A 21,152-nucleotide genomic window follows, 5' to 3' on the forward strand; every position below is an offset into this window, starting at 1 on the left:
GTTTGCGGCCCCATCGCCGCTGCTCACATTAATTCAAACGAGTAGGACCACGGGTTCCGTCGCTAAAACCTAAAAACTTTTGGCGACCTAATGCAGCCGACCTAAGTCACAATGCGCCGCACCCCCCTTTTCTGCGGAACAAAACAAGCGCATTATCCTGCGCAATCGAACGCGCGAGTTTCAAAATGACAGATCAGACGATCGACACCACGACCGAGGATGACCGTCCGACACGGCCCGCTTTGATCAAAGGGTTTCGCGGCCGTTGCCCGAAATGCGGCGAGGGCAGGCTGTTGCGCGGCTACCTGAAGGTCAACGATAGCTGCAGCAATTGCGGGCAGGAGCTGTTTCATCACCGGGCGGATGACGGCCCGGCCTACTTGACCATATTGCTGGTCGGTCACCTGCTGGCCCCTGCGTTGCATGTGACATATGTCGAGTTTCGCCCCGAGCCTTTGACCATGTTCCTGATCTTTGCCATCGGCTGCACGGCCCTGTCGCTTTTCCTGCTTCCCCGGTTGAAAGGCGCTGTGGTCGCCTATCAATGGGCACGTCGGATGCACGGGTTTGAAAAAGCTCGATGACCCGCGCGGACAGATTGATCAGCGAATGACAGAAGACAAAACAGCGATACGAAATGCAGCGACGGTTATCGTCCTGCGGAACCGTTTGACCGAACCATCAATCCTGATGGGACAGCGCGGCGCAAAAGCCGTCTTCATGCCCAATAAGTTCGTGTTTCCCGGCGGTGCAGTTGATGCGGCGGACGGAAGCATTCCTCTGGCCTCCCCCATGCCCGAACTTTGCCGCGAACGGCTGGACGAGAAGTCCGAACCGGGGCTGCAGAACGCGCTGGCCGCGGCGGCAATCCGCGAGTTGTGGGAAGAAACCGGGCTGATCTTGGGTGAACCCGGAACTTGGAACAGCACGGTTCCAGAGGATTGGCAAAGCTTTGCCTCCATGGGGTTCCGACCAGCCGCGGATGCTCTGCAGTTTGTGTTCCGCGCCGTGACGCCGCCAGGCCGCCCTCGCCGGTTCGACGCGCGTTTCTTTCTGGTCGATGCCAACGCGATCCAGGGCGATCTGGACGATTTCGGCCACGCCTCGGATGAGCTGTCCCACCTGCAATGGGTGCCGCTCGGCCGTGCGCGCGATCTGGATTTGCCTTTTATTACCGAGGTGGTTTTGGCCGAAATTGCAGCCCGGGTTTCAAACCCCGAGCCGCCTGTAACCGTGCCCCTCTACCTGCATACCGAGGAACAAAGCCTGTTCCTGCAGCTCAAAGGCTATCCGATGCCTGAAGCGGACTAGGCATCACTTCATCCGGCTGATCACCGTGGTCACTTCGGGTTTTTTGCCGATCTCGGCCTTGGCGGTCTGACGCACGATGCGGCGCATGGCTTCTTCCAGCTTGTCATCGTCGCGCAGGGTTTTGGCGTCCGCCCGCATCAGGAACTGGTTCAGATCTTCTTCCAGCACGTCGACCAGCGCGGCTTTGGAGGTACCGATCTCGGGCAAGCCCATCGTGTCGCACCACGGTTCACCCAGCGGTTCATCTTCTTCATCCAGAATGACCGTGACCGTCACGTGCCCGTTCAGGGCCATGCGGATACGGTCCCGCACGATTCCGTCCAAAGCGCCAACCTTGACGGTGCCATCCAGATAGGTGCGACCGGTTTCAATAAAATCCGCCACCTGCGGCTCATTGCCGGTCAGGTCCAGCATCGTGCCATTCACCGCCAGAATGCCCTTGCGTCCACCAGCTTCGGCCAGCTTGGCATGTTCGCGCAGATGCCGGTGTTCACCATGCATCGGGATCACCATTTGCGGGTCGATCAGCGCGTGCACCCTTTCAAGATCGGGACGATTTGCGTGACCGGACACGTGGTACAGGCCCGAGCTGTCGTCCACCACATCCACGCCCTTTTCGCTGAGCTGGTTCATGACAACGATTACGCCGCGCTCGTTGCCGGGGATGGTTTTGGACGAGAACAGAAATAGATCACCCTCTTTCAGTTCAATTCCGCGATACTTGCCGCGTGCCAGTTGTGCGCTGGCGGCACGGCGCTCGCCCTGGCTGCCGGTCACGATCAGCATCAGGTTCTGGCGCGGCATGTCCACGGCCTCTTCGGCACTGACAACCTTGGGAAAATCAGAGAGGATGCCCGTTTCAGTCGCAGCTTCGATCATCCGCCGCATGGCACGGCCCAGCAGCACAACCGAACGCCCGGCCCGTGCTCCTGCCTCGGCCAGCGTTTTCACCCGCGCCACGTTCGACGCAAAGGTGGTCGCGACCACCATGCCCTCGGCGCTTTCAACCAGCTTGGTAATCTCGGGGCCGACCTCAGATTCTGAGCGGCCAGCATGGGGCGAAAACACGTTGGTGCTGTCACAGACCAGCGCCTTGACGCCGGGTTTGGCAACCTCGGCCCACAGATCGGGATCAAACGCTTCACCCACCACCGGGTCGGTGTCCAGCTTGAAATCCCCGGAATGTACGATCCGGCCTTCGGGCGTGTCGATCACCAGCGCCGCGCTTTCGGGAATGGAATGTGAAACCGGCAGAAACCCAACCTTGAACGGGCCGACAGAAATCTGCTCGGGCCAGGCCGAAACCGTCTGCACCGCGTCCTCAGGGTGGCCGTGTTCTTCCATCTTACGGCGCGCGATATTGGCGGTGAAAGCGCGAGCATAGACCGGCACGCCCAGCGCTTCATAGCAATGCGCAACCGCACCCACGTGGTCTTCATGCGCGTGGGTGACAAACACGGCATCAAGCCGGTCAGCCCGTTCCTGTAGCCACGAAATATCAGCGTGGATCAGGTCAACACCGGGAGTCGTGTCCATATCCGGAAAGGTCACCCCCAGATCGACGAGGATCAGCCGCTCTTGCCCCGGCTTGCCGTACCCATAGACATAGGCGTTCATGCCAATTTCGCCGGCACCGCCCAGCGGCAGATAGATCAGTCGTTCACTGCTCATGTCGAGCCATTTTCCTTGTTATAGCGATGGATCACGGTCAGCCCGTGCATCGTCAGATCGTCTTCGATCGCATCAAACCCGACATCCGCCTGATCGAACAAAGGCGCAAGCCCGCCGGTGCCGACCACTTTCATCGGCATTCCGTATTCCTCTTTGATCCGGGCAATCAGCCCTTCGATCAAGCCGGAATAGCCCCAATACACGCCAGATTGAATGCAGCCAACCGTGTTTGTGCCTATAACCTTTTCCGGGCGGGTGATGTCGATATGCGGCAAGGCCGCCGCCCCTTGGTGCAGTGCTTCAAGGCTGAGGTTCACGCCGGGCGCGATGATACCCCCGACATACGCCCCGTCCGAGGCGACCACGTCAAAATTGGTGGCGGTGCCGAAATCGACCACGACAACATCGCCACCGTGACGATCAAACGCGCCAACCGCATTTGCCAGACGGTCAGGGCCGGGAATAGTTCCCTCGTCAATGCGCGGCGCCACGGGCAGCAGACATTCCGGCTTGCCCACAACCAGCGGGCGGCAACCAAAGAAACGGTCGGCAAAGATGCGCAGGTTGAACACCACACGCGGTACGGTCGAGGCAATGACCACATCGGTAATGTCCGCATCGATCCCGTAGTGTTTCACCAGCGTCGAATACCAGGTGAAATAGGCATCCGCCGTGCGGGAGTGATGGGTCGAGGTGCGCAGCGTGCACAGGAACACCTCACCGTCCCAGATCGAGAAAACGGTGTTGGTGTTACCGCAGTCAATTGCCAGAAGCATCTGCGCCTCCTTCAGAAAAACACATCCGCCGCAGGAATGCTGACGCGGCCCTTGGCGGTCTTTAGGACAAGGTTGCCGTTAGAGTCCACGGTTTCAAAGGTTCCCACCGTCTCGGAGGTTGAGGTGCGGGCGGTGATTACCTCGCCCAACCGGGCAGCACGGGACAGCCACGCCGTCCGGATTGGTTCGAACCCGTAGGTCACGAACTGGGTTTCATACCCTGCGTATGCCGAGGCCAACTCAGTCAGGAAATCCTCGGGGATGACAGCCGCACCGGTTTCCGACAGCAGAGAAACAGGACGCACCGCGCTTTGTTCGACCGCATAGGTCGGGGGGGCCTCAGACAGGTTCACTCCGATCCCGATGGCCAGATGAGACAGTTCACGTCCCTGCCCGGTGCTTTCCAGCAAAATACCAGCCAGCTTGCCACCGTTCAGCAACACATCATTGGGCCATTTCAAAGACAGCCCTGCCGCCCGGCCGGTCACCGCGACACAGGCATCAAAAAGCGCCAGCGCGGCCACAAAGCTGCGCAACGCCGCCTGTTCGGGATTGCCCTGCGGGCGCATCAACAGGGTCGCTGCCAGATTGCCTTTTGGGTTGGCCCAGGCGCGGCCTCGCCGTCCCCGCGCGGCGGTCTGGTGGTGCGCCATGATCCAGACCGGACCCGGCGCCGTCGGGGCAAGCCGGGCGGCCTCATTCAGGGTGCTGTCGATCTCCTGCACGATGTGCAGTCCGTATCCTTGCGGCCAAGCAGTCATGGCAAAAAGGCCCGGTCTGTTGACCGAGCCCCCTGCATTTGGATGCCTGTCACGTCAGTTGACAAGTGTTGCCGCTGCAGCTGCCGCAGCGCCTTCGATGCCGAACTGATAGAATACACCGACCAGCATCAGAGCGGCCGACCCCATCAAAGCGACCCACAGAACCGGCGTGGAACGCGTTTCGATCGGATCTTCGTTCTCATCCCCGAAATACATGTAAAACACGATCCGCAGGTAATAGAACGCACCGATCACAGACGCGATGGCCGAGACAATAACCAACCCGGTCAGACCTGCGCTGACACCGGCCTGCCAGACGCCGAACTTGGCGAAAAAGCCCAACATCGGCGGCACGCCCGCGAGGCTGAACATCAGGATCAGAACAGCCAAAGCCTTACCAGGATCACGCTTGGAATACTGCCGCAACGCGTCGATATCAGTGACTGGTTTGCCGTCCCGTTCCATCATCAGGATGAAAGCAAAGGTGCCGATATTCATGGTCACGTAGATCGCCAGATACATCAGCATCGCCTTGATGCCCATTTCCGTACCCGCCGCCAGACCGATCAGCGCATAACCCATGTGGGCTATCGACGAAAACGCCATCAGCCGTTTGATGTTGCGCTGCCCAATCGCGGCAACCGCGCCCAGCAGCATCGACAGAACGGACAGCAGAACAATCACTTGCTGCCAGTCCTTGACCACTCCGCCAAAGGCGTCGTGCATCAGGCGGGCAAACAGCGCCATCGCCGCCACTTTCGGCGCGGTGGCAAAGAAGGCGGTGATTGGCGTGGGCGAGCCCTCGTACACGTCCGGTGTCCACATGTGGAACGGCACGGCCGAAACCTTGAACGCAAGACCCGAGATCAGGAAGATCAGGCCGAACAGAAGGCCAACCGAAATATCACCATGATGGACGGTCTGGATGATACCCGTGAACAGCGTGGTGCCGGTAAAGCCATATACCAGCGATGCGCCATACAGCAGCAGACCCGAGCTAAGTGCGCCAAGCACGAAGTATTTCAGACCGGCCTCGGTCGATTTCGCGCTGTCACGGCGCAAGGCGGCCACAACGTAAAGGGACAGCGACTGCAGTTCCAGCCCCATATACAGGGACATCAGGTCACCTGCGCTGACCATCATCATCATGCCCACAGCGGCCAGAGCCACCAGCAGCGGATATTCAAACCGCAGCAGCCCGCGACGCGACATGTAGTCCTGACTCATCACCAAAACGGCCGCGGCAGACAGCAGGATCGCAACTTTGGCAAAGCGCGAGAACCCGTCGTCGATGAACATGCCGTTGAAGGCCACGTTGACGCCATCGCCATTGGTTGCAATCCAGATGGCCAGCAGCGCCATCAGGCCAGCCGTAGACCACACGAGAACCGGCGCCAGTGCATCCTTTGCCGTATAGACAGCCCCGATCAGAGCGGCCATCGCATATACGGCCAGAACGATCTCTGGCAGGATTATTGTCAGATCAGCCTGGATCATTTCTCCAAAGCCTCCTTAGTGCGAAGCGGCCGTCTGGATCACGGCCTCAGCCGCGGCCAGAGCCGTGTCATAGTTCGAAATCAGTGCGGCGGTCGAGTTACCGATTACATCGGTCACCAACGACGGGTAGACGCCCAGAAGGATGGTCATCACGATCAGCGGCGCGAAGATCAGCCGCTCGCGCGAGGTCATGTCGGTCATCGCCTTGAGGCTTTCCTTGATCAGGTCGCCAAAGACCACGCGGCGGTACAGCCACAGCGCATAGGCCGCCGAGAAGATCACACCGGACGCCGCCACTGCGGTGACCCAGGTGTTGACCTGGAACGTGCCCATCAGGGTCAGGAACTCGCCGATAAATCCAGAGGTTCCCGGCAGGCCGACATTAGCCATGGTGAACAGCATGAAGACCAGCGCATAGGCAGGCATCCGGATTACCAGACCGCCATAAGCGTCAATGTCACGGGTATGCATCCGGTCATAGATGACGCCGACACACAGGAAGAGCGCCGCCGAGATGAAACCGTGGCTGAGCATTTGAAAGATCGCACCGTCAATACCCTGCTGGTTTGCAGCAAAGATCCCCATGGTCACAAAACCCATATGCGCGACCGAGGAATAGGCGATCAGCTTTTTCATGTCCTCCTGCACCAGCGCGACCAGCGAGGTGTAGACAACCGCAATAGCTGACATCCACAGAACCAGATCGGTCATCACCGCCGAACCCACTGGGAACATCGGCAGGCTGAACCGCAGGAAACCATAGCCGCCCATCTTCAACAGGATCGCCGCCAGCACGACCGAACCCGCCGTAGGGGCCTGCACGTGCGCATCCGGCAGCCAGGTGTGCACCGGCCACATGGGCATTTTCACCGCAAACGAGGCAAAGAACGCCAGGAACATCAACGTCTGCATACCGCCAACGATATAGATGCCCAATACGCTGAAGCTTTCGGACGAGAACTGATGGCTCATCAGTGCCTCGATATCCGTGGTGCCTGCATCCGCGTACATCGCTACCATCGCCACCAGCATCAGCACCGAACCGAGGAAAGTGTAGAGGAAGAACTTGAAGCTGGCATAGATGCGATCCTTGCCGCCCCAGATACCGATGATCAGGAACATCGGGATCAGACCTGCCTCGAAGAACAGGTAGAACAGCACCAGATCCAGCGCCATGAACACGCCCAGCATCAGCGTTTCCAGCAGCAGGAAGGCGATCATGTATTCCTTGACGCGGTCGGTGACCTGCCAGCTGGCCAGAATGGTCAGCGGCATGATGAAGGTGGTCAGCAGCACGAACAGAACGCTGATGCCATCCACGCCCATTTTGTACTTCAGGCCAAGCAGCCACTCACCCTCTTCCACCATCTGGAAGCCGGTGTTGGACGGGTCAAAGCCCGTATAGATGCCGATCGAGACCAGGAAGGTCACCGTTGTCGCAACCAGCGCAACCCATTTCGCATTGCGCTGCGCGGCCACATCATCGCCATGCAGGAACAGGGCCAGAATGCCTGCCGCCACTGCGGGGATGAAGGTGACGATGGAGAGGATATTATCCATTATTGTGCGCCTCCGCCGATCGACATCCAGGTGACCAGGGCGGCGATGCCCAGAACCATCCAGAAGGCGTAAGTAAAGATGTAGCCCGTCTGCGCCTTGCCTGCGAGGCGGGTGAAGAAGGGAACAACGCCCATGGCGACACCGTTCAGGAAGCCGTCGATGGTGTTGCCATCGCCGCGTTTCCACAGGAATCGGCCAAGCGCCACCGTGGGCTTGACGAAGACCGCGTCATAGATCTCGTCAAAATACCACTTGTTCAGCAGGAACAGGTACAACGGCCGCTGGTTCTGTGCCAGACGTCCCGGCAGCGACGGGTTCACGATATAGAACCAGTAGGCCATGACAAATCCCAGCACCATCGCAACGAACGGCGAAACCTTGACCCATTTCGGAGCCGCGTGTGCGTCGTCCAGAATATGGTTATCCGGCGCGATATACAGGGCACCCTCGCCCGGCTTGCCGGTGAAGACATAGTGGTGATCCCCACCATGGGCCGCCTCGTCACCGTGACCAGCGTCAGCGTGCGCAGCCTCATCCCCGTGGCCGTCATCCGCAAGCGTGTCCGACCCGTTGTCATCACCCGCATGAGCCGTATCAGCATGCGTATCCGCCTGGCCGTGATCGCCCGCCTCAGCATGCTCGGACGCCTCGGCAACCGGAATTCCGTAGAATTTGCCGACCTTGTCCGCGTGACCAAAGAAGTTACCGTACCAGATCATGCCGGCAAAGACCGCACCCAGCGACAGCACGCCCAGAGGCACCAGCATACTCATCGGGCTTTCATGCGCGTGGTCGTGCGTATGCTGATCGCCACGCGGCTTGCCGTAGAAAGTCAGGAAGATCAGGCGCCAGCTGTAGAATGAGGTGAACGCAGCCGCGACTACCAACAGCCAGAAACCATAAGCCGACCCACCTGCATAGGCGCTCTCGATGATCGCGTCCTTGGACAGGAACCCGGCGAAACCAAATGTGGTCAGCGGAATGCCAACACCGGTGATGGCCAGCGTGCCGATCATCATCGCCCAATAGGTATAGGGGATTTTCTTCCGCAGACCACCGTACTCGGTCATTTCCTGCTCGTGATGCATCGCATGGATCACCGAACCGGCACCAAGGAACAGCAGCGCCTTGAAAAACGCGTGCGTGAACAGGTGGAACATAGCCGCCGAGTACATGCCGACACCGGCAGCCACGAACATATAGCCCAGCTGGGAACAGGTCGAATAGGCGATGACACGCTTGATATCGGTCTGCACCAGACCCACCGTCGCGGCAAAGAATGCGGTCGAGGCCCCCAGCACGGTGATGAACCCGGTCGCACCCGGCGCGAACTCCATCAGCGGCGACATGCGGCAGACCAGGAAGACACCGGCGGTCACCATGGTTGCAGCGTGGATCAGGGCCGACACAGGCGTCGGGCCTTCCATCGCATCCGGCAACCATGTGTGCAGAATCAACTGCGCCGACTTGCCCATCGCACCGATGAACAGCAGCACACAGATCACCTCGATGGCGGTCCACTCACCCCACAGGAAGTGCAACTGCGTTTCCGCCAGTTCAGGGGCCGACGCGAAGATGTCCGAGAGGTTGATGCTGTCCGTCAGAAAGAACAGCGCAAATATGCCCAAAGCAAAGCCAAAGTCACCGACCCGGTTCACCACGAATGCTTTAATCGCAGCAGCGTTGGCCGATGGCTTGCGATAGTAGAACCCGATCAGCAGATACGAAGCAACGCCCACGCCTTCCCAGCCAAAAAACATCTGAACCAGATTATCCGACGTCACCAGCGCCAACATGGCAAAAGTAAAGAAAGACAGATAAGCAAAGAAGCGCGGCTTGTAGCTTTCGCCTTCACGCCATTGCGGATCGTTATCCATGTAGCCAAAGGAATAAAGGTGCACGAGCGCAGATACGGTCGTTACCACGATCAGCATGATCGCGGTCAGCCGGTCCAGACGCACCGCCCAGCTTGTCGACAGCGAGCCGCTCTCGATCCAGCGCATAACCTCGATCTGCTGGGTGTGGCCGTCGAAGGCGAAGAACACGATCCACGACAGCAGACAGGCCAGAAACAGCAAGCCGGTGGCAGTCCACATGGCGGCTTTCTCACCGATGAACCGCCAGCCAAAGCCGCAGATCAGCGCGCCCACCAGCGGGGCAAAGAGGATGGTGGTTTCCATGTTCCCTTACCCCTTCATCATATTGACGTCTTCAACCGCGATGGTGCCGCGGTTGCGGAAGAAGCAGACCAGAATGGCCAGACCAATCGCCGCCTCGGCCGCAGCCACGGTCAGCACGAACAGCGTAAACACCTGCCCGACCAGATCGCCGAGGAAGCTGGAAAACGCCACGAGGTTGATATTCACCGCCAGCAGCATCAGTTCGATGCTCATCAGCAGGATGATGACGTTCTTGCGGTTCAGGAAGAGACCGAAGATGCCGATGACGAACAGCGTCGCCGCGACCGTAAGATAGTGTTCAAGTCCGATCATAGCTTCGCTCCTGGCGAGTCGGGGTAGTAGAGTTTGCAGCCGCAGGTGGGTTCAGGCCGTCGCCTGCGAGGAAGATCAATTAAATGATCTTCAATTTTCTCAGCCTTGGCTGTGATCCCATTCTTCTCAGCTGATGTGGTCAATTGAGAAAGTGTGGAAGACTGCGTCATTTCCAACAGGCCATCTGGGCCATCAAAACATTCGATTGAGGTGTTGGGAATTGTTAGCGCCGCCCCGCCACACAAATTCCCGCGGAAAACGACCGCGTCGCCTGTTGCGCAGTCCGCAACCCAGAGGTCATTGATCGCCCCGCATTTCAAATCAGTAATTGGCTGGGCGATAAGCGAACCTGAAAAAGCGATGACTGGACCACCTTCTACTGGCGACTTCCACGAGCCTGCGTTTTCAAACTCGCAACGGTCTCCAATTGCCATAGGGGCGCGCCCCAAGGCATCTTGAAACCAATTGGGTAATATGCACTCACCAGCCGCCGTAGTTCCAGCACAAACAACTGCTGCGAGGCAAGTTATGGTGGACAATAACCTCACAACCCCTGCCCCGGTTTCACGTCCTTCAACTCCATCGCCTTGGCCGGGTCCCGCATCATCTGGCCGATGATGTCCTGACGCTTGATGTCCTGACGGTGGCGCAGGGTCAGCACGATGGCGCCGATCATGGCCACCAGCAGGATCAGGCCCGCCAGTTGGAACAGAAGGAAGTATTGATCATAAAGGATGACGCCGAGCGCCTCGGTATTGTGACGGTCAGTGGGCACCGGCTGCGCCAGGTTAGCCGCCGCACCCTGCGCGCTGTCCCACGCGCCAAAGGCCATGACGAACTGCATCAGGATCACCAGAGCGATCAGCAGGGCCAGCGGCATATAGCGCGCCATCTCGGCCTTGAGCTCGGCAAAGTCCACGTCCAGCATCATCACCACAAACAGGAACAGAACCGCGACCGCGCCGACATAGACGATGATCAGCAGCATCGCCACGAACTCGGCCCCCAGCAGCACGAACAGCCCTGCCGAGGACAGGAACGCCAGGATCAGCCACAGCACCGAGTGCACCGGCTGGCGGCTGATCACCGTGAACAGCCCGCCCGCGATGACGCAGATGGCAAACAGATAGAAGGCAAAGACGGTCATTGATCCTCATCCTCGTTGTCGCCCATGACCTCTTGCGCAAGATCCAGCGCGCGGGTCATGGCCGGGATGCCGGCAAAGACCGACATCTGACCGATCGTTTCCACGATCTCTTGTTTCTTGGCACCCGCCTCCAAAGCGTGACGCACGGTCTGACGTACCGCCGAGTCCGCCTGCGCACCCTGGCAGGTCAGCCCGGCCAGCGTCAGCAGCAGGCGGGTTTTGGCATCCAGCCCGTCCTTGTTGACGGTGTTGCCGAACATCATCTCCATGACCTCTTTGGGCATGGTCGGCCACAGCGCCTCGAACCCCTTGGGCGAGAAACTTTCCATAGCCGGGTTCATCGCCTTGGCCATGTCCTGAGCCTGCTTCATCATCAACTCGAACGGATTTGTCGGGCTGTCACTCATCTGTACGGCGCGTCCATTTCCAGATTGCGGGCAATCTCGGCTTCCCAGCGTTCGCCGTTATCGAGCAGCTTCTGCTTGTCGTAGAACAGCTCTTCCCGGGTTTCGGTGGCGAATTCGAAGTTGGGGCCTTCGACGATGGCATCGACCGGGCAAGCCTCCTGGCAGAAACCGCAATAGATACACTTGGTCATGTCGATGTCATAGCGCGTGGTGCGGCGGCTGCCGTCTTCGCGCGGTTCGGCGTCGATGGTGATCGCCTGCGCCGGGCAGACCGCTTCGCACAGTTTGCAGGCAATGCAACGTTCCTCACCGTTCGGATAACGGCGCAGGGCGTGCTCACCGCGGAAGCGCGGGGACAGAGGGCCCTTTTCATGCGGATAATTGATGGTGGCTTTGGGGGCGAAGAAATACTTCATTCCCAGTTTGAAGCCGACCCAGAAGTCTTGCAGAAGAAAGTACTTGGCGGCGCGGGTATAGTCGATTTGCGTCATGATCAGCCTCCTACGCTCCACCGGGCGAAGATGCCCCAGAACCATTCGAATTTCGCTGCAAAGGCCACGAACACTACCCAGGCCAGTGAGAACGGCAGGAACACTTTCCAACCCAGCCGCATCAACTGGTCATAGCGGTAGCGGGGCGTGATTGCCTTGACCATCGAGAAGATGAAGAAGAAGAACGCCATCTTGCCCACCATCCACAGAACACCGTCGGGCAGACCCGGGATCGGCGACAGCCAGCCTCCGAAGAACAACAGCGTGGTCAGCGCACACATCAGGAAGATCGCGATATATTCACCGGCCATGAACAGCAGGAACATCGTGGCCGAATATTCCACCTGATACCCGGCCACCAGTTCCGATTCCGCCTCGGGCAGGTCGAAGGGCGGGCGGTTGGTTTCGGCGAGTGCCGAGATGAAAAACAGGAAGACCATCGGGAAATGCGGCAGCCAGTACCAGCCAAAGAAGCCATAGCCGGTATCCTGCGCGCCCACGATGGAGCCGAAATTCATTGATCCGGTCGAGATGATCACACCGATGATGATCAAGCCAATGGACACTTCGTATGAGATCATCTGCGCCGCAGACCGCAGAGACCCAAGGAACGGGTACTTTGAGTTCGACGCCCAACCGCCCATAATAACGCCATAAACCTCAAGCGAGGACACGGCAAAAACATACAGAACCGCCACGTTCAGGTCTGACAAAACCCAGCCGTCGTTGAACGGGATCACCGCCCAGGCGATCAGCGACAGAACAAAGCTTGTCATCGGGGCCAGAATAAAGACGGCGCGATCTGCCCCGGCGGGGATCACGACCTCTTTCACGACGTATTTGAGCGCGTCGGCTACCGATTGCAGAATGCCATAGACGCCAACCACGTTGGGTCCGCGGCGCATCTGAACTGCCGCCCAGATCTTGCGGTCGCCATAAACAAGGAACAACAGCGAGATCATCACAAAGGCAACGACTGCAAGCACTTGCGCCAGAATGATGATGGCTATTCCGCCTGGGGTGTTAAAGAAATCAGCCATTGGTCCTCACACCGTGGGTATTCCGTTTTCCGCGAGCGATGCAAAGGCCACGTGCCTGCGCAAACTGCGGCTGGGTCGGCGCGTTGGTGTAAACAGCATATGCCGCCATTGCGCCACCCTTAATCTTGGGTTTCACACACAAATCAGGCGTGGCGTACTGCCACCCGGCATTCGCATTTGCCTGTGATATGAAACAGCTTTGGTTCATTCCGCTGCGATCTTCTCGGATTTGCGAGCCTGTGCCTGCGCCGACAGTTCGGCCATAAGCTGTGAAGCCCGTGCAATCGGGTTAGTCAGGTAGAAATCCCCGATCACATTGCGGAAGGTTGCCTTGCCCAGAGGGCCTGCATCCAGCGTTTGAACTTCGTTCTCTATCACCTCGTCGATGCGGGCCAGATGCGGAACCGCCTCGATCAGTGCGGTGCGCAGTTGCGCCAGCGAGTCGAAGGGCAGCGTCGCACCCAGTTCAGCCGAAAGAGCGCGCAGAATGGCCCAGTTTTCCTTGGCTTCACCCGGCGCAAACCCTGCGCGCATCGCCAGTTGCGGGCGGCCTTCAGTGTTCACGAACAGGCCGTTTTCTTCGGTATAGGCCGCTCCCGGCAGGATCACGTCGGCGCGGTGAGCGCCCCGGTCACCATGGCTGCCCTGATAGATCACAAAGGCACCCTCGCCGATTTCGACCTCATCCGCGCCGAGGTTGTAGATGACATCCGCCGCGCCGACCGCATCCATACTACCTTCGTTTGTGGCATCCACATCCATCGCACCGACGCGCGAAGCAGCGGTGTGCAGAACGATCAGACCGCTTTCAGTGTTGGTTGCAATGGTTTGCGCGGCAGCCAGAACGGCCGCACCGTCCGCCTCTTGCAACGCGCCCTGCCCAATGATGACCAGCGAGCGTTTGCCCTTGATCTCATCATCGCCGCCCATGCCGACGACTTTCTGCAGTGCTGCGCGATCGTCACCCATGTGATGGTATTCATAGGTCAGATCGACCGACGGACCGACCAGAGCGATCTCGGCACCGTGCGCCCAAGCCTTGCGGATACGGGCATTCAGAACCGGTGCTTCGTCACGCGGGTTGGTTCCGATCAACAGGATACGCTCGGCGCCATCGATGTCCTCAATTGCTGCGGTCCCGGCATAAGCACCTCGATTGCCAGCTGGCAGTTTGGCGCCGTCGGTGCGGCATTCCACAACACCGCCTTGCCCTTCGATCATCTGCTTCAGCGCAAACGCAGCCTCGACCGGGGCCAGATCGCCCACGATCCCGGCAGGCTTCTCAGCCCCTTTCAGCGCCTCGGCCGCTTTGGTCAATGCCTCGGGCCACGAAGCAGGGCGCAGCTTGCCGCTTTCACGGATGTAGGGCTTGTCCAGACGCTGACGACGCAGGCCATCCCAGACAAATCGGGTCTTGTCGCTGATCCACTCTTCGTTCACGCCATCATGGTTGCGCGGTAGGAAGCGCATCACTTCACGCCCCTTGGTATCGACGCGGATGTTTGAACCCAGAGCGTCCATCACGTCGATGCTCTCGGTCTTGGTCAACTCCCACGGGCGCGCGGTAAAAGAGTAAGGCTTCGACGTCAGCGCCCCAACCGGACACAAGTCGATAATGTTGCCCTGCATGTTCGAGTCGAGCGTCTGGTTCAGATACGAGGTGATCTCGGCATCTTCACCGCGCCCGGTCTGGCCCATCTGTGCGATCCCGGCAACCTCGGTGGTAAAGCGCACACAACGGGTACAGCTGATGCATCGGGTCATCGCGGTGCCGACCAGCGGCCCCAGATCCAGATCATCCACCGCGCGCTTGGCTTCCTTGAAACGGGTGCCCGACAGACCATAGGCCATCGCCTGATCCTGCAGGTCACACTCACCACCCTGATCGCAGATCGGGCAATCCAGCGGGTGGTTGATGAGCAGGAACTCCATCACCCCTTCGCGGGCCTTTTTGACCATGGGCGAGTTCGTCTTGACCTCGGGTGCCTGACCTTCCGGCCCCGGACGCAAGTCGCGCACCTGCATCGCGCAGGAGGCGGCCGGTTTCGGTGGGCCGCCCACGACCTCAACCAGACACATCCGGCAGTTCCCGGCAATCGACAGACGTTCATGATAGCAGAAGCGCGGCACTTCGACCCCGGCCTCTTCACAAGCCTGGATCAGAGTCATCGCACCATCGACTTCGATTTCCTGCCCGTCGATGTTTACTTTGCGGAGGTCAGACATGGTCTAGTTCGCCCTCAAATACACGCCAATGGCGCTGTTTCTTTCGATTTCCTTCCGCCCCAGCGTGCAGAAAGAACTCGGATTTTCATACGTGACGCCGTTCTGGGCCAGATACGCTTCGCCCTTGGCGCGCATCCTGTCCTTTTCGACGTCGGAATCCACATAGGCGCGGATTTCATCGTCCGAGTATCCCAGATTATTTGCTTTGGACTTCAGCCCCCACATCACACCTATCGCTTTCAGACGTCGCCCGCTGATCGATGGGCAATATTCCGAAATTTCGTTTGCAATGGCGATGTAGTAGAGTTCGTTGTCGATCTCTTTGACTTCGCGCAAGGGCGGCTTTGCCTCGGCAAGGGTCGGCAGGGTCAGCACCGACAACAACACGAGGGTTTTCACACCAGACATAACAACTCCTTTCGTCTTGGGAGACCCAAGACGAAAGGCACGCGGGGCGCTATGCAATAACACCCGCCGCATCATGGCCTGATATGCAAAAACACGCATCATGGTCTTTGACAGGTTCCTGCAAATGTCAGTTTGTCATCGCTGATGCGCAGGTTCTGCGGCTCGGTATCCGGACCAACCTTCCATACGATTTTCGAAGAACCAAACTGCTTGATACAGAATTTGGTTCCCTCAAACCGACCTGCCTCCCGTGCACCGTCCAACGAGGCAGAGACTCCGTTGACGACAACCGTAAAGTCAGCTGGTGAAACTTTCTTGTCGACGGGTTTTGCTTTGGCCCGGAATGCGTGACCGTCAAACAGGACCTGATTCTCGGAAGGCGAGACGATTCCGCAAGCCGACACCGCCGCTAGCGCGACAACTGCACTCAGCATGAAGCCGTGGTTCTTAACTTGTCTTAGCCCGAACATCAGATGTTTCCCCAACCCCACCATCAGAACGCCGCCACCAGCGCCATGAGGCCGGTGATAAACATGCAGGCCCAGCCCACAACATACAGAACCGACCGTAAACCACTGTGAGGATTGCCGATTCCGCGGATATGTACGAACAGCATTGACAGACGTGCCAACAGTGCAACCGAGGCGAGCAGGTTCACCCAAAACGGGCTTACCCCCATCAGGATCGCCGCAGCTGTAACCGCCACATACGCGGGCAGCGTCTCGGTTCCGTTCAGATATGCGCGGTTCAGACGATACGCCTTGTCGGAATAGTCCTGTTCCGGCGTCGCCCCCGGGGCCAGCCCCTTGCCCTGTTTGGCCAAGGCGGAAAACGGAGCCAAAAACAGCACGACGAGGGTGAAAACCATTACCGAGGCGACTGCATGACCGTATTGTGCGAAAGTCTCCATCTGGCTCACTCCGCCGCCATGGCGCCCATGCGACCCGACTTCTGTGCCTTTATGCGATCCTCGATCTCTTCGCGGAAATTGCGGATCAGGCCCTGGATAGGCCAGGCCGCTGCGTCTCCAAGGGCACAGATCGTGTGGCCTTCGACCTGCTTGGTCACGTCGAACAGCATGTCGATCTCTTCCAGTTCGGCCTCGCCGCGCACCAGACGGTCCATGACGCGCATCATCCAGCCGGTGCCTTCGCGGCACGGCGTGCACTGGCCGCAGCTTTCATGCTTGTAGAACTTCGACAGACGCCAGATCGCCTTGATGATATCGGTTGACTTGTCCATCACGATCACCGCCGCTGTCCCAAGACCCGAACCCAGATCGTTGCGCAGATAATCGAAATCCATGATCGCATCGCGCATGTTCTCACCGCGCACACATGGCACCGACGATCCACCCGGAATCACGGCCAGCAGATTGTCCCAACCGCCGCGGATTCCGCCGCAATGGGTCTCGATCAACTGTTCAAAGGGAATCGACATCGCCTCTTCGACGACGCAGGGGTTGTTCACGTGCCCCGAGATCGCAAAAAGCTTGGTGCCCGCGTTGTTCTGACGGCCAAAGCCTGCAAACCAGTCGGCACCCCGGCGCAGGATCGTCGGCACAACAGCAATGGATTCGACATTGTTCACCGTGGTCGGGCAACCATACAGCCCCGCACCCGCCGGGAACGGAGGTTTCATCCGCGGCATGCCCTTCTTGCCCTCAAGGCTTTCGATCAGAGCGGTTTCTTCACCGCAAATATAGGCGCCGGCCCCATGATGCAGGAACAGATCGAAATCCCATCCCGAACCGGCCGCGTTCTTGCCCAGTAGGCCCGCGTCATAGGCCTCATCAATCGCGGCCTGCAGGGCTTCACGCTCACGGATGTATTCGCCGCGCAGATAGATGTAGCAGGTATGCGCATTCATCGCGAAAGAGGCGATCAGGCAGCCTTCGATCAGCGTGTGGGGATCATGGCGCATGATCTCACGGTCTTTACAGGTGCCGGGCTCGGACTCGTCCGCGTTCACCACCAGATAGGCCGGACGGCCGTCGCTTTCCTTGGGCATGAACGACCATTTCAGACCGGTCGGAAAGCCCGCGCCACCGCGGCCGCGCAGACCTGAGTCCTTCATCGTCTGGATGATCCAGTCACGGCCCTTTTCGATCAGGCCAGCAGTGCCGTCCCAATGCCCCCGGGCCTGCGCGCCTTTGAGCGTGCGCTCCTGCATCCCGTAGATGTTGGTAAAGATCCGGTCCTGATCCTTCAGCATCGTGTGTTACCTTCAGCTGTCCTGACGCATGCGCCAGAGTTGAAAAATGTTGACGCCCGCATAGATAAAACCTGCCAGAGCGGCGAGATCGAACAGAAGCGCATGGCGCGTTGTCAGTCCCAATGCGGGGCCGATGAACATGTTCATGGCAAGCCAGATCACCATCGTCACAGCGATGACGATGCCGATATGTCGGCCCTTGCGGGCTATGGCTTGTTCCTTATCCTTGTCCATCTCACCCAAGGCGCCCCGGATGGGCACCGTCGTTTAGTCTTCGTAAGTGCCGTCTTCCTTGGCACGTTTGGCGAATTCGGTTTCCTCACCCGCCGCAAGCTTGGACGCCTGTTCGATCCAGCCATCGCGTTCGATCCGGCCCTTGAATTTCAGACGCGCATCTACCCAAGCGACATGTTCCGGCGTCCAGGCTGCGATCTGATCGTAGTGGTAGAAACCCAGTTCGTTCAGCGTTTCTTCCAGCTTCGGACCCACGCCTTTCAAAAGCTTGAGGTCATCCGCCCTGCCATCCCGCGCTGTGGTCAGCGTCTCGGGTTGATCTTCCTTGGCCTCTTCCGGTTTGGGCTTGGCTTTCGCCTCCTGCGCCTGTTTCACAGCCGGTTTCGGCGTTTCGGGCGCTTTCGGAGGTTTCTCCGACGCCGAGGCACCCGCCTGCTTGCCATCCTTGCCCAGCCAAGGGGTCAGGATCGGGACCTCGGTCCCGTCAATCCGCTTGACCGTGTCGCTCAGATCCGTCGCCAGTTCGACGCTTGCGTTGTACTGAGGTTTCCCGGCCCCGTACTCGGCCAGACTGCTCAGGCCCTTCAGCGGTTCCGCCGCATAGCGCCCGTTCTGCGGGCCCGGAGTCGGCACTTTGCCTGCCACAAGATCATCGATGATCTTGCCAAAGCTCTCAGCAGTCAGGTCTTCGTAGTAATCCTTACCGATCTGAGCCATCGGAGCGTTGGTGCAGGAGCCAAGGCATTCCACCTCTTCCCAACTCAGCTTGCCATCGGCGGACAGCTCATGCGGCTTGGCGGTGATCTTTTCCTTGCAGACCGCGATCAGATCCTCGGCCCCGCAGATCATGCACGACGTCGTGCCGCAGACCTGAATATGCGCGACAGAGCCAACCGGTTGCAGTTGGAACATGAAGTAGAAGGACGCAACCTCGAGCACACGGATATAGGCCATGCCCAACATGTCGGCCACGGATTCGATCGCCGGGCGGCTCAGCCATCCCTCCTGCTCCTGCGCGCGCCACAGCAGAGGGATAACCGCACTGGCCTGACGGCCCTCGGGGTATTTGGTGATTTGCGCTTCTGCCCACTGCCGGTTGGCCGCGGTGAAGGCGAAATTTTCGGGTTGTTCGGGGTGAAGACGGCGGAGCATTAAGCACATTCCCCATTTTCTGCCATTCCAAGTTTCCACGACTCGGGATCATTTGAATTATTGGACGAAATAACTTCGGCCTCCACGAGGTCGAAAATGGCCCACACAAATGGCTCTTGTCCGGCGGAACAGTTCTCTACGCCCGATCCCGCCAGCAGTTTGGGATACGCCATGCAGTTTCTAGATGAGCTTAGTTTACTCAACACATAGTTCGCAGCACGTGTCTCGAAGGTTTCGTAGCGCTCATAAACCTCAGGAAACTTTTCGAATGGATCGCAATCGGTAGCCAACCAGCAATTGGATGCTTCCCGCACTACGTCAGACGAAAAAAAGTTGCAGAGATCGCTCAAAGGCGCAGCGGAAGCTGAGTGTGTTATTGGTAGGAGCGCCAACGCAGAAGCGAGTAACTTAGTCACCGATCAATCTCCCCAAACACAACGTCCATGGTGCCGATGATGGCGGCGACGTCGGCCAGTTGGTGTCCTCCGGCGACGTGGTCCATGGCTTGCAGGTGCAGGAAACCGGGCGCACGCAGCTTGGCGCGGTACGGCTTGTTGGTGCCGTCGGCGACGAGATAGACGCCGAACTCGCCCTTGGGCGCTTCGACGGCGGCATAGACTTCGCCTGCGGGGACGTGGAAGCCTTCGGTGTAAAGTTTGAAGTGATGGATCAGGCTCTCCATCGAGGTCTTCATGTCGGACCGTTTCGGCGGCGTGATCTTGCCTCGGGCCAGAACATCACCGGGGCAATCGCGGATTTTTGCAATGGCCTGACGGATGATCAGCAGGGACTGGCGCATCTCTTCCATGCGGACAAGGTAGCGGTCATAGCAGTCGCCGTTTTTGCCAACGGGGATCTGGAATTCGAACTCGTCATAGCATTCATAGGGCTGCGCACGGCGCAGGTCCCATGCAAGGCCCGATCCGCGCACCATCACACCAGAGAAGCCGTATTTCTGGATGTCATCCTCGGTCACAACACCAATATCGGCGTTACGCTGTTTGAAGATGCGGTTTTCGGTCAGCAAACCATCAATGTCGTCCAAAACGGTGGGAAATTCGTGGCTCCACGCCTCGATATCGTCCAGCAGTTCCGGCGGCAGGTCCTGATGCACACCACCAGGGCGGAAATAAGCGGCGTGCAGACGGGCACCACAGGCGCGCTCATAGAACACCATCAGCTTTTCACGCTCTTCAAAGCCCCACAGCGGCGGGGTAAGCGCACCTACGTCCATCGCCTGTGTGGTCACGTTCAGCAAGTGGTTCAGGATGCGCCCGATTTCTGAGTACAGAACCCGGATCAGCGAGCCACGACGCGGGACCTCGACCCCTGTCAGCTTTTCAATGGCCAGACACCAGGCATGTTCCTGGTTCATTGGTGCCACGTAATCCAGACGGTCAAAATACGGCAGATTCTGCAGATACGTCCGGCTTTCCATCAGTTTTTCGGTGCCACGGTGCAGCAGGCCGATATGCGGATCACAGCGTTCGACAATCTCACCGTCCAGCTCAAGCACAAGACGCAAAACTCCGTGCGCGGCGGGGTGTTGCGGACCGAAGTTAATGTTAAAGTTGCGGATCTTCTGTTCTCCGCTCAGCGCGTCCGTGCTGCCGTCATCGTATCTTGAGCCGTCCATCAACGCCCTCGTTTCTTCTTCGCTTCGGCCCGAACCCGGACCTTTTCCGCCTCGGCCGCCTTAACTGCGGCCCCCGCCAGCAGGACCCCCAGCGCGCCCAACGCGATCAGTTCCCCCAGCAGCATCATC

24 protein-coding genes are annotated in these 21,152 nt (G+C 58.9%); 2 read left to right on the forward strand and 22 right to left on the reverse strand.

Annotated features, from left to right (window positions below; translation table 11 throughout):
* The first annotated feature begins 185 nt into the window (after positions 1-185).
* Together ACR0IK_RS06220 and ACR0IK_RS06225 are read left to right on the forward strand one after the other, a co-directional pair.
* The gene (locus ACR0IK_RS06220; protein WP_480640841.1) at positions 186-584 is read left to right on the forward strand and encodes a DUF983 domain-containing protein; all 399 of its coding nucleotides are present in this window, start codon (positions 186-188) and stop codon (positions 582-584) included.
* A gap of 25 nt (positions 585-609) precedes the next feature.
* A complete protein-coding gene (locus tag ACR0IK_RS06225) occupies positions 610-1,311 on the forward strand; it encodes an NUDIX hydrolase (protein ID WP_480640842.1) in 702 nt (233 codons plus the stop codon).
* A 3-nt stretch (positions 1,312-1,314) separates the two neighbouring features.
* Here ACR0IK_RS06225 and ACR0IK_RS06230 read toward each other — a convergent pair whose 3' ends face one another.
* The 22 genes from ACR0IK_RS06230 to ACR0IK_RS06335 form a co-directional block, all read right to left on the reverse strand.
* Positions 1,315-2,982: a ribonuclease J gene (locus ACR0IK_RS06230; protein ID WP_480640843.1), complete on the reverse strand. Its 1,668-nt coding sequence runs from the start codon at positions 2,980-2,982 to the stop codon at positions 1,315-1,317.
* The gene (locus ACR0IK_RS06235; protein ID WP_480593155.1) at positions 2,979-3,758 is read right to left on the reverse strand and encodes a type III pantothenate kinase; all 780 of its coding nucleotides are present in this window, start codon (positions 3,756-3,758) and stop codon (positions 2,979-2,981) included. Before ACR0IK_RS06235 ends, ACR0IK_RS06230 begins: the two co-directional genes overlap by 4 nt.
* A gap of 11 nt (positions 3,759-3,769) precedes the next feature.
* Positions 3,770-4,519 (reverse strand): biotin--[acetyl-CoA-carboxylase] ligase, encoded by a 750-nt coding sequence (locus tag ACR0IK_RS06240; protein WP_480593152.1) that lies wholly within the window; start codon positions 4,517-4,519, stop codon positions 3,770-3,772.
* A 54-nt stretch (positions 4,520-4,573) separates the two neighbouring features.
* Entirely contained in the window at positions 4,574-6,016 is a 1,443-nt protein-coding gene (gene nuoN, locus ACR0IK_RS06245) for an NADH-quinone oxidoreductase subunit NuoN (protein WP_480593149.1), read from the reverse strand.
* 15 nt (positions 6,017-6,031) lie between these two features.
* Positions 6,032-7,576, reverse strand: a complete 1,545-nt coding sequence (locus tag ACR0IK_RS06250) for an NADH-quinone oxidoreductase subunit M (protein WP_480593148.1) — start codon at positions 7,574-7,576, stop codon at positions 6,032-6,034.
* The gene (nuoL, locus tag ACR0IK_RS06255; RefSeq protein WP_480640844.1) at positions 7,576-9,756 is read right to left on the reverse strand and encodes an NADH-quinone oxidoreductase subunit L; all 2,181 of its coding nucleotides are present in this window, start codon (positions 9,754-9,756) and stop codon (positions 7,576-7,578) included. The genes ACR0IK_RS06250 and nuoL overlap by 1 nt, the downstream gene beginning before the upstream one ends.
* A 6-nt stretch (positions 9,757-9,762) precedes the next feature.
* On the reverse strand, positions 9,763-10,068 hold the full coding sequence (gene nuoK, locus ACR0IK_RS06260) for an NADH-quinone oxidoreductase subunit NuoK (RefSeq protein WP_005984024.1): 306 nt from the start codon (positions 10,066-10,068) through the stop codon (positions 9,763-9,765).
* Positions 10,065-10,502, reverse strand: a complete 438-nt coding sequence (locus ACR0IK_RS06265) for a hypothetical protein (RefSeq protein WP_480640845.1) — start codon at positions 10,500-10,502, stop codon at positions 10,065-10,067. Before ACR0IK_RS06265 ends, nuoK begins: the two co-directional genes overlap by 4 nt.
* 110 nt (positions 10,503-10,612) lie before the next feature.
* Positions 10,613-11,215, reverse strand: coding sequence for an NADH-quinone oxidoreductase subunit J (locus tag ACR0IK_RS06270; RefSeq protein ID WP_480640846.1), 603 nt, complete (start codon positions 11,213-11,215; stop codon positions 10,613-10,615).
* Complete coding sequence (locus tag ACR0IK_RS06275; RefSeq protein ID WP_170476531.1) at positions 11,212-11,622, reverse strand: carboxymuconolactone decarboxylase family protein; 411 nt, start codon at positions 11,620-11,622, stop codon at positions 11,212-11,214. Before ACR0IK_RS06275 ends, ACR0IK_RS06270 begins: the two co-directional genes overlap by 4 nt.
* Positions 11,619-12,113, reverse strand: coding sequence for an NADH-quinone oxidoreductase subunit NuoI (gene nuoI, locus ACR0IK_RS06280; protein WP_170400323.1), 495 nt, complete (start codon positions 12,111-12,113; stop codon positions 11,619-11,621). Before nuoI ends, ACR0IK_RS06275 begins: the two co-directional genes overlap by 4 nt.
* Positions 12,114-12,115: 2 nt before the next feature.
* Positions 12,116-13,153: an NADH-quinone oxidoreductase subunit NuoH gene (gene nuoH, locus ACR0IK_RS06285; RefSeq protein WP_480593132.1), complete on the reverse strand. Its 1,038-nt coding sequence runs from the start codon at positions 13,151-13,153 to the stop codon at positions 12,116-12,118.
* 204 nt (positions 13,154-13,357) lie between these two features.
* Positions 13,358-15,379: an NADH-quinone oxidoreductase subunit NuoG gene (gene nuoG, locus ACR0IK_RS06290; RefSeq protein ID WP_480640847.1), complete on the reverse strand. Its 2,022-nt coding sequence runs from the start codon at positions 15,377-15,379 to the stop codon at positions 13,358-13,360.
* 3 nt (positions 15,380-15,382) lie between these two features.
* Entirely contained in the window at positions 15,383-15,787 is a 405-nt protein-coding gene (locus tag ACR0IK_RS06295; protein ID WP_480640848.1) for a DUF5333 domain-containing protein, read from the reverse strand.
* 98 nt (positions 15,788-15,885) lie between these two features.
* Complete coding sequence (locus ACR0IK_RS06300; RefSeq protein ID WP_480593127.1) at positions 15,886-16,257, reverse strand: hypothetical protein; 372 nt, start codon at positions 16,255-16,257, stop codon at positions 15,886-15,888.
* Between the two features lie 23 nt (positions 16,258-16,280).
* A complete protein-coding gene (locus ACR0IK_RS06305; protein ID WP_480593124.1) occupies positions 16,281-16,697 on the reverse strand; it encodes an MAPEG family protein in 417 nt (138 codons plus the stop codon).
* A gap of 5 nt (positions 16,698-16,702) precedes the next feature.
* On the reverse strand, positions 16,703-18,001 hold the full coding sequence (nuoF, locus tag ACR0IK_RS06310) for an NADH-quinone oxidoreductase subunit NuoF (RefSeq protein WP_480640850.1): 1,299 nt from the start codon (positions 17,999-18,001) through the stop codon (positions 16,703-16,705).
* Positions 18,002-18,013: 12 nt separating this feature from the next.
* The gene (locus ACR0IK_RS06315; RefSeq protein WP_480593274.1) at positions 18,014-18,235 is read right to left on the reverse strand and encodes a DUF5337 domain-containing protein; all 222 of its coding nucleotides are present in this window, start codon (positions 18,233-18,235) and stop codon (positions 18,014-18,016) included.
* Positions 18,236-18,268: 33 nt separating this feature from the next.
* Entirely contained in the window at positions 18,269-19,387 is a 1,119-nt protein-coding gene (nuoE, locus tag ACR0IK_RS06320; RefSeq protein WP_480640851.1) for an NADH-quinone oxidoreductase subunit NuoE, read from the reverse strand.
* Positions 19,387-19,803 (reverse strand): hypothetical protein, encoded by a 417-nt coding sequence (locus ACR0IK_RS06325; RefSeq protein WP_480593119.1) that lies wholly within the window; start codon positions 19,801-19,803, stop codon positions 19,387-19,389. Before ACR0IK_RS06325 ends, nuoE begins: the two co-directional genes overlap by 1 nt.
* Positions 19,800-21,023 carry an NADH-quinone oxidoreductase subunit D gene (locus ACR0IK_RS06330; RefSeq protein ID WP_480593116.1) on the reverse strand — a complete coding sequence of 408 codons (1,224 nt, stop codon included), beginning with the start codon at positions 21,021-21,023 and terminating at the stop codon, positions 19,800-19,802. The genes ACR0IK_RS06325 and ACR0IK_RS06330 overlap by 4 nt, the downstream gene beginning before the upstream one ends.
* Positions 21,023-21,151 carry a hypothetical protein gene (locus ACR0IK_RS06335; protein WP_480442603.1) on the reverse strand — a complete coding sequence of 43 codons (129 nt, stop codon included), beginning with the start codon at positions 21,149-21,151 and terminating at the stop codon, positions 21,023-21,025. Before ACR0IK_RS06335 ends, ACR0IK_RS06330 begins: the two co-directional genes overlap by 1 nt.
* Between the last annotated feature and the right edge of the window lies 1 nt (position 21,152).

It is taken from the genome of Ruegeria sp. BF7 (assembly GCF_056538605.1).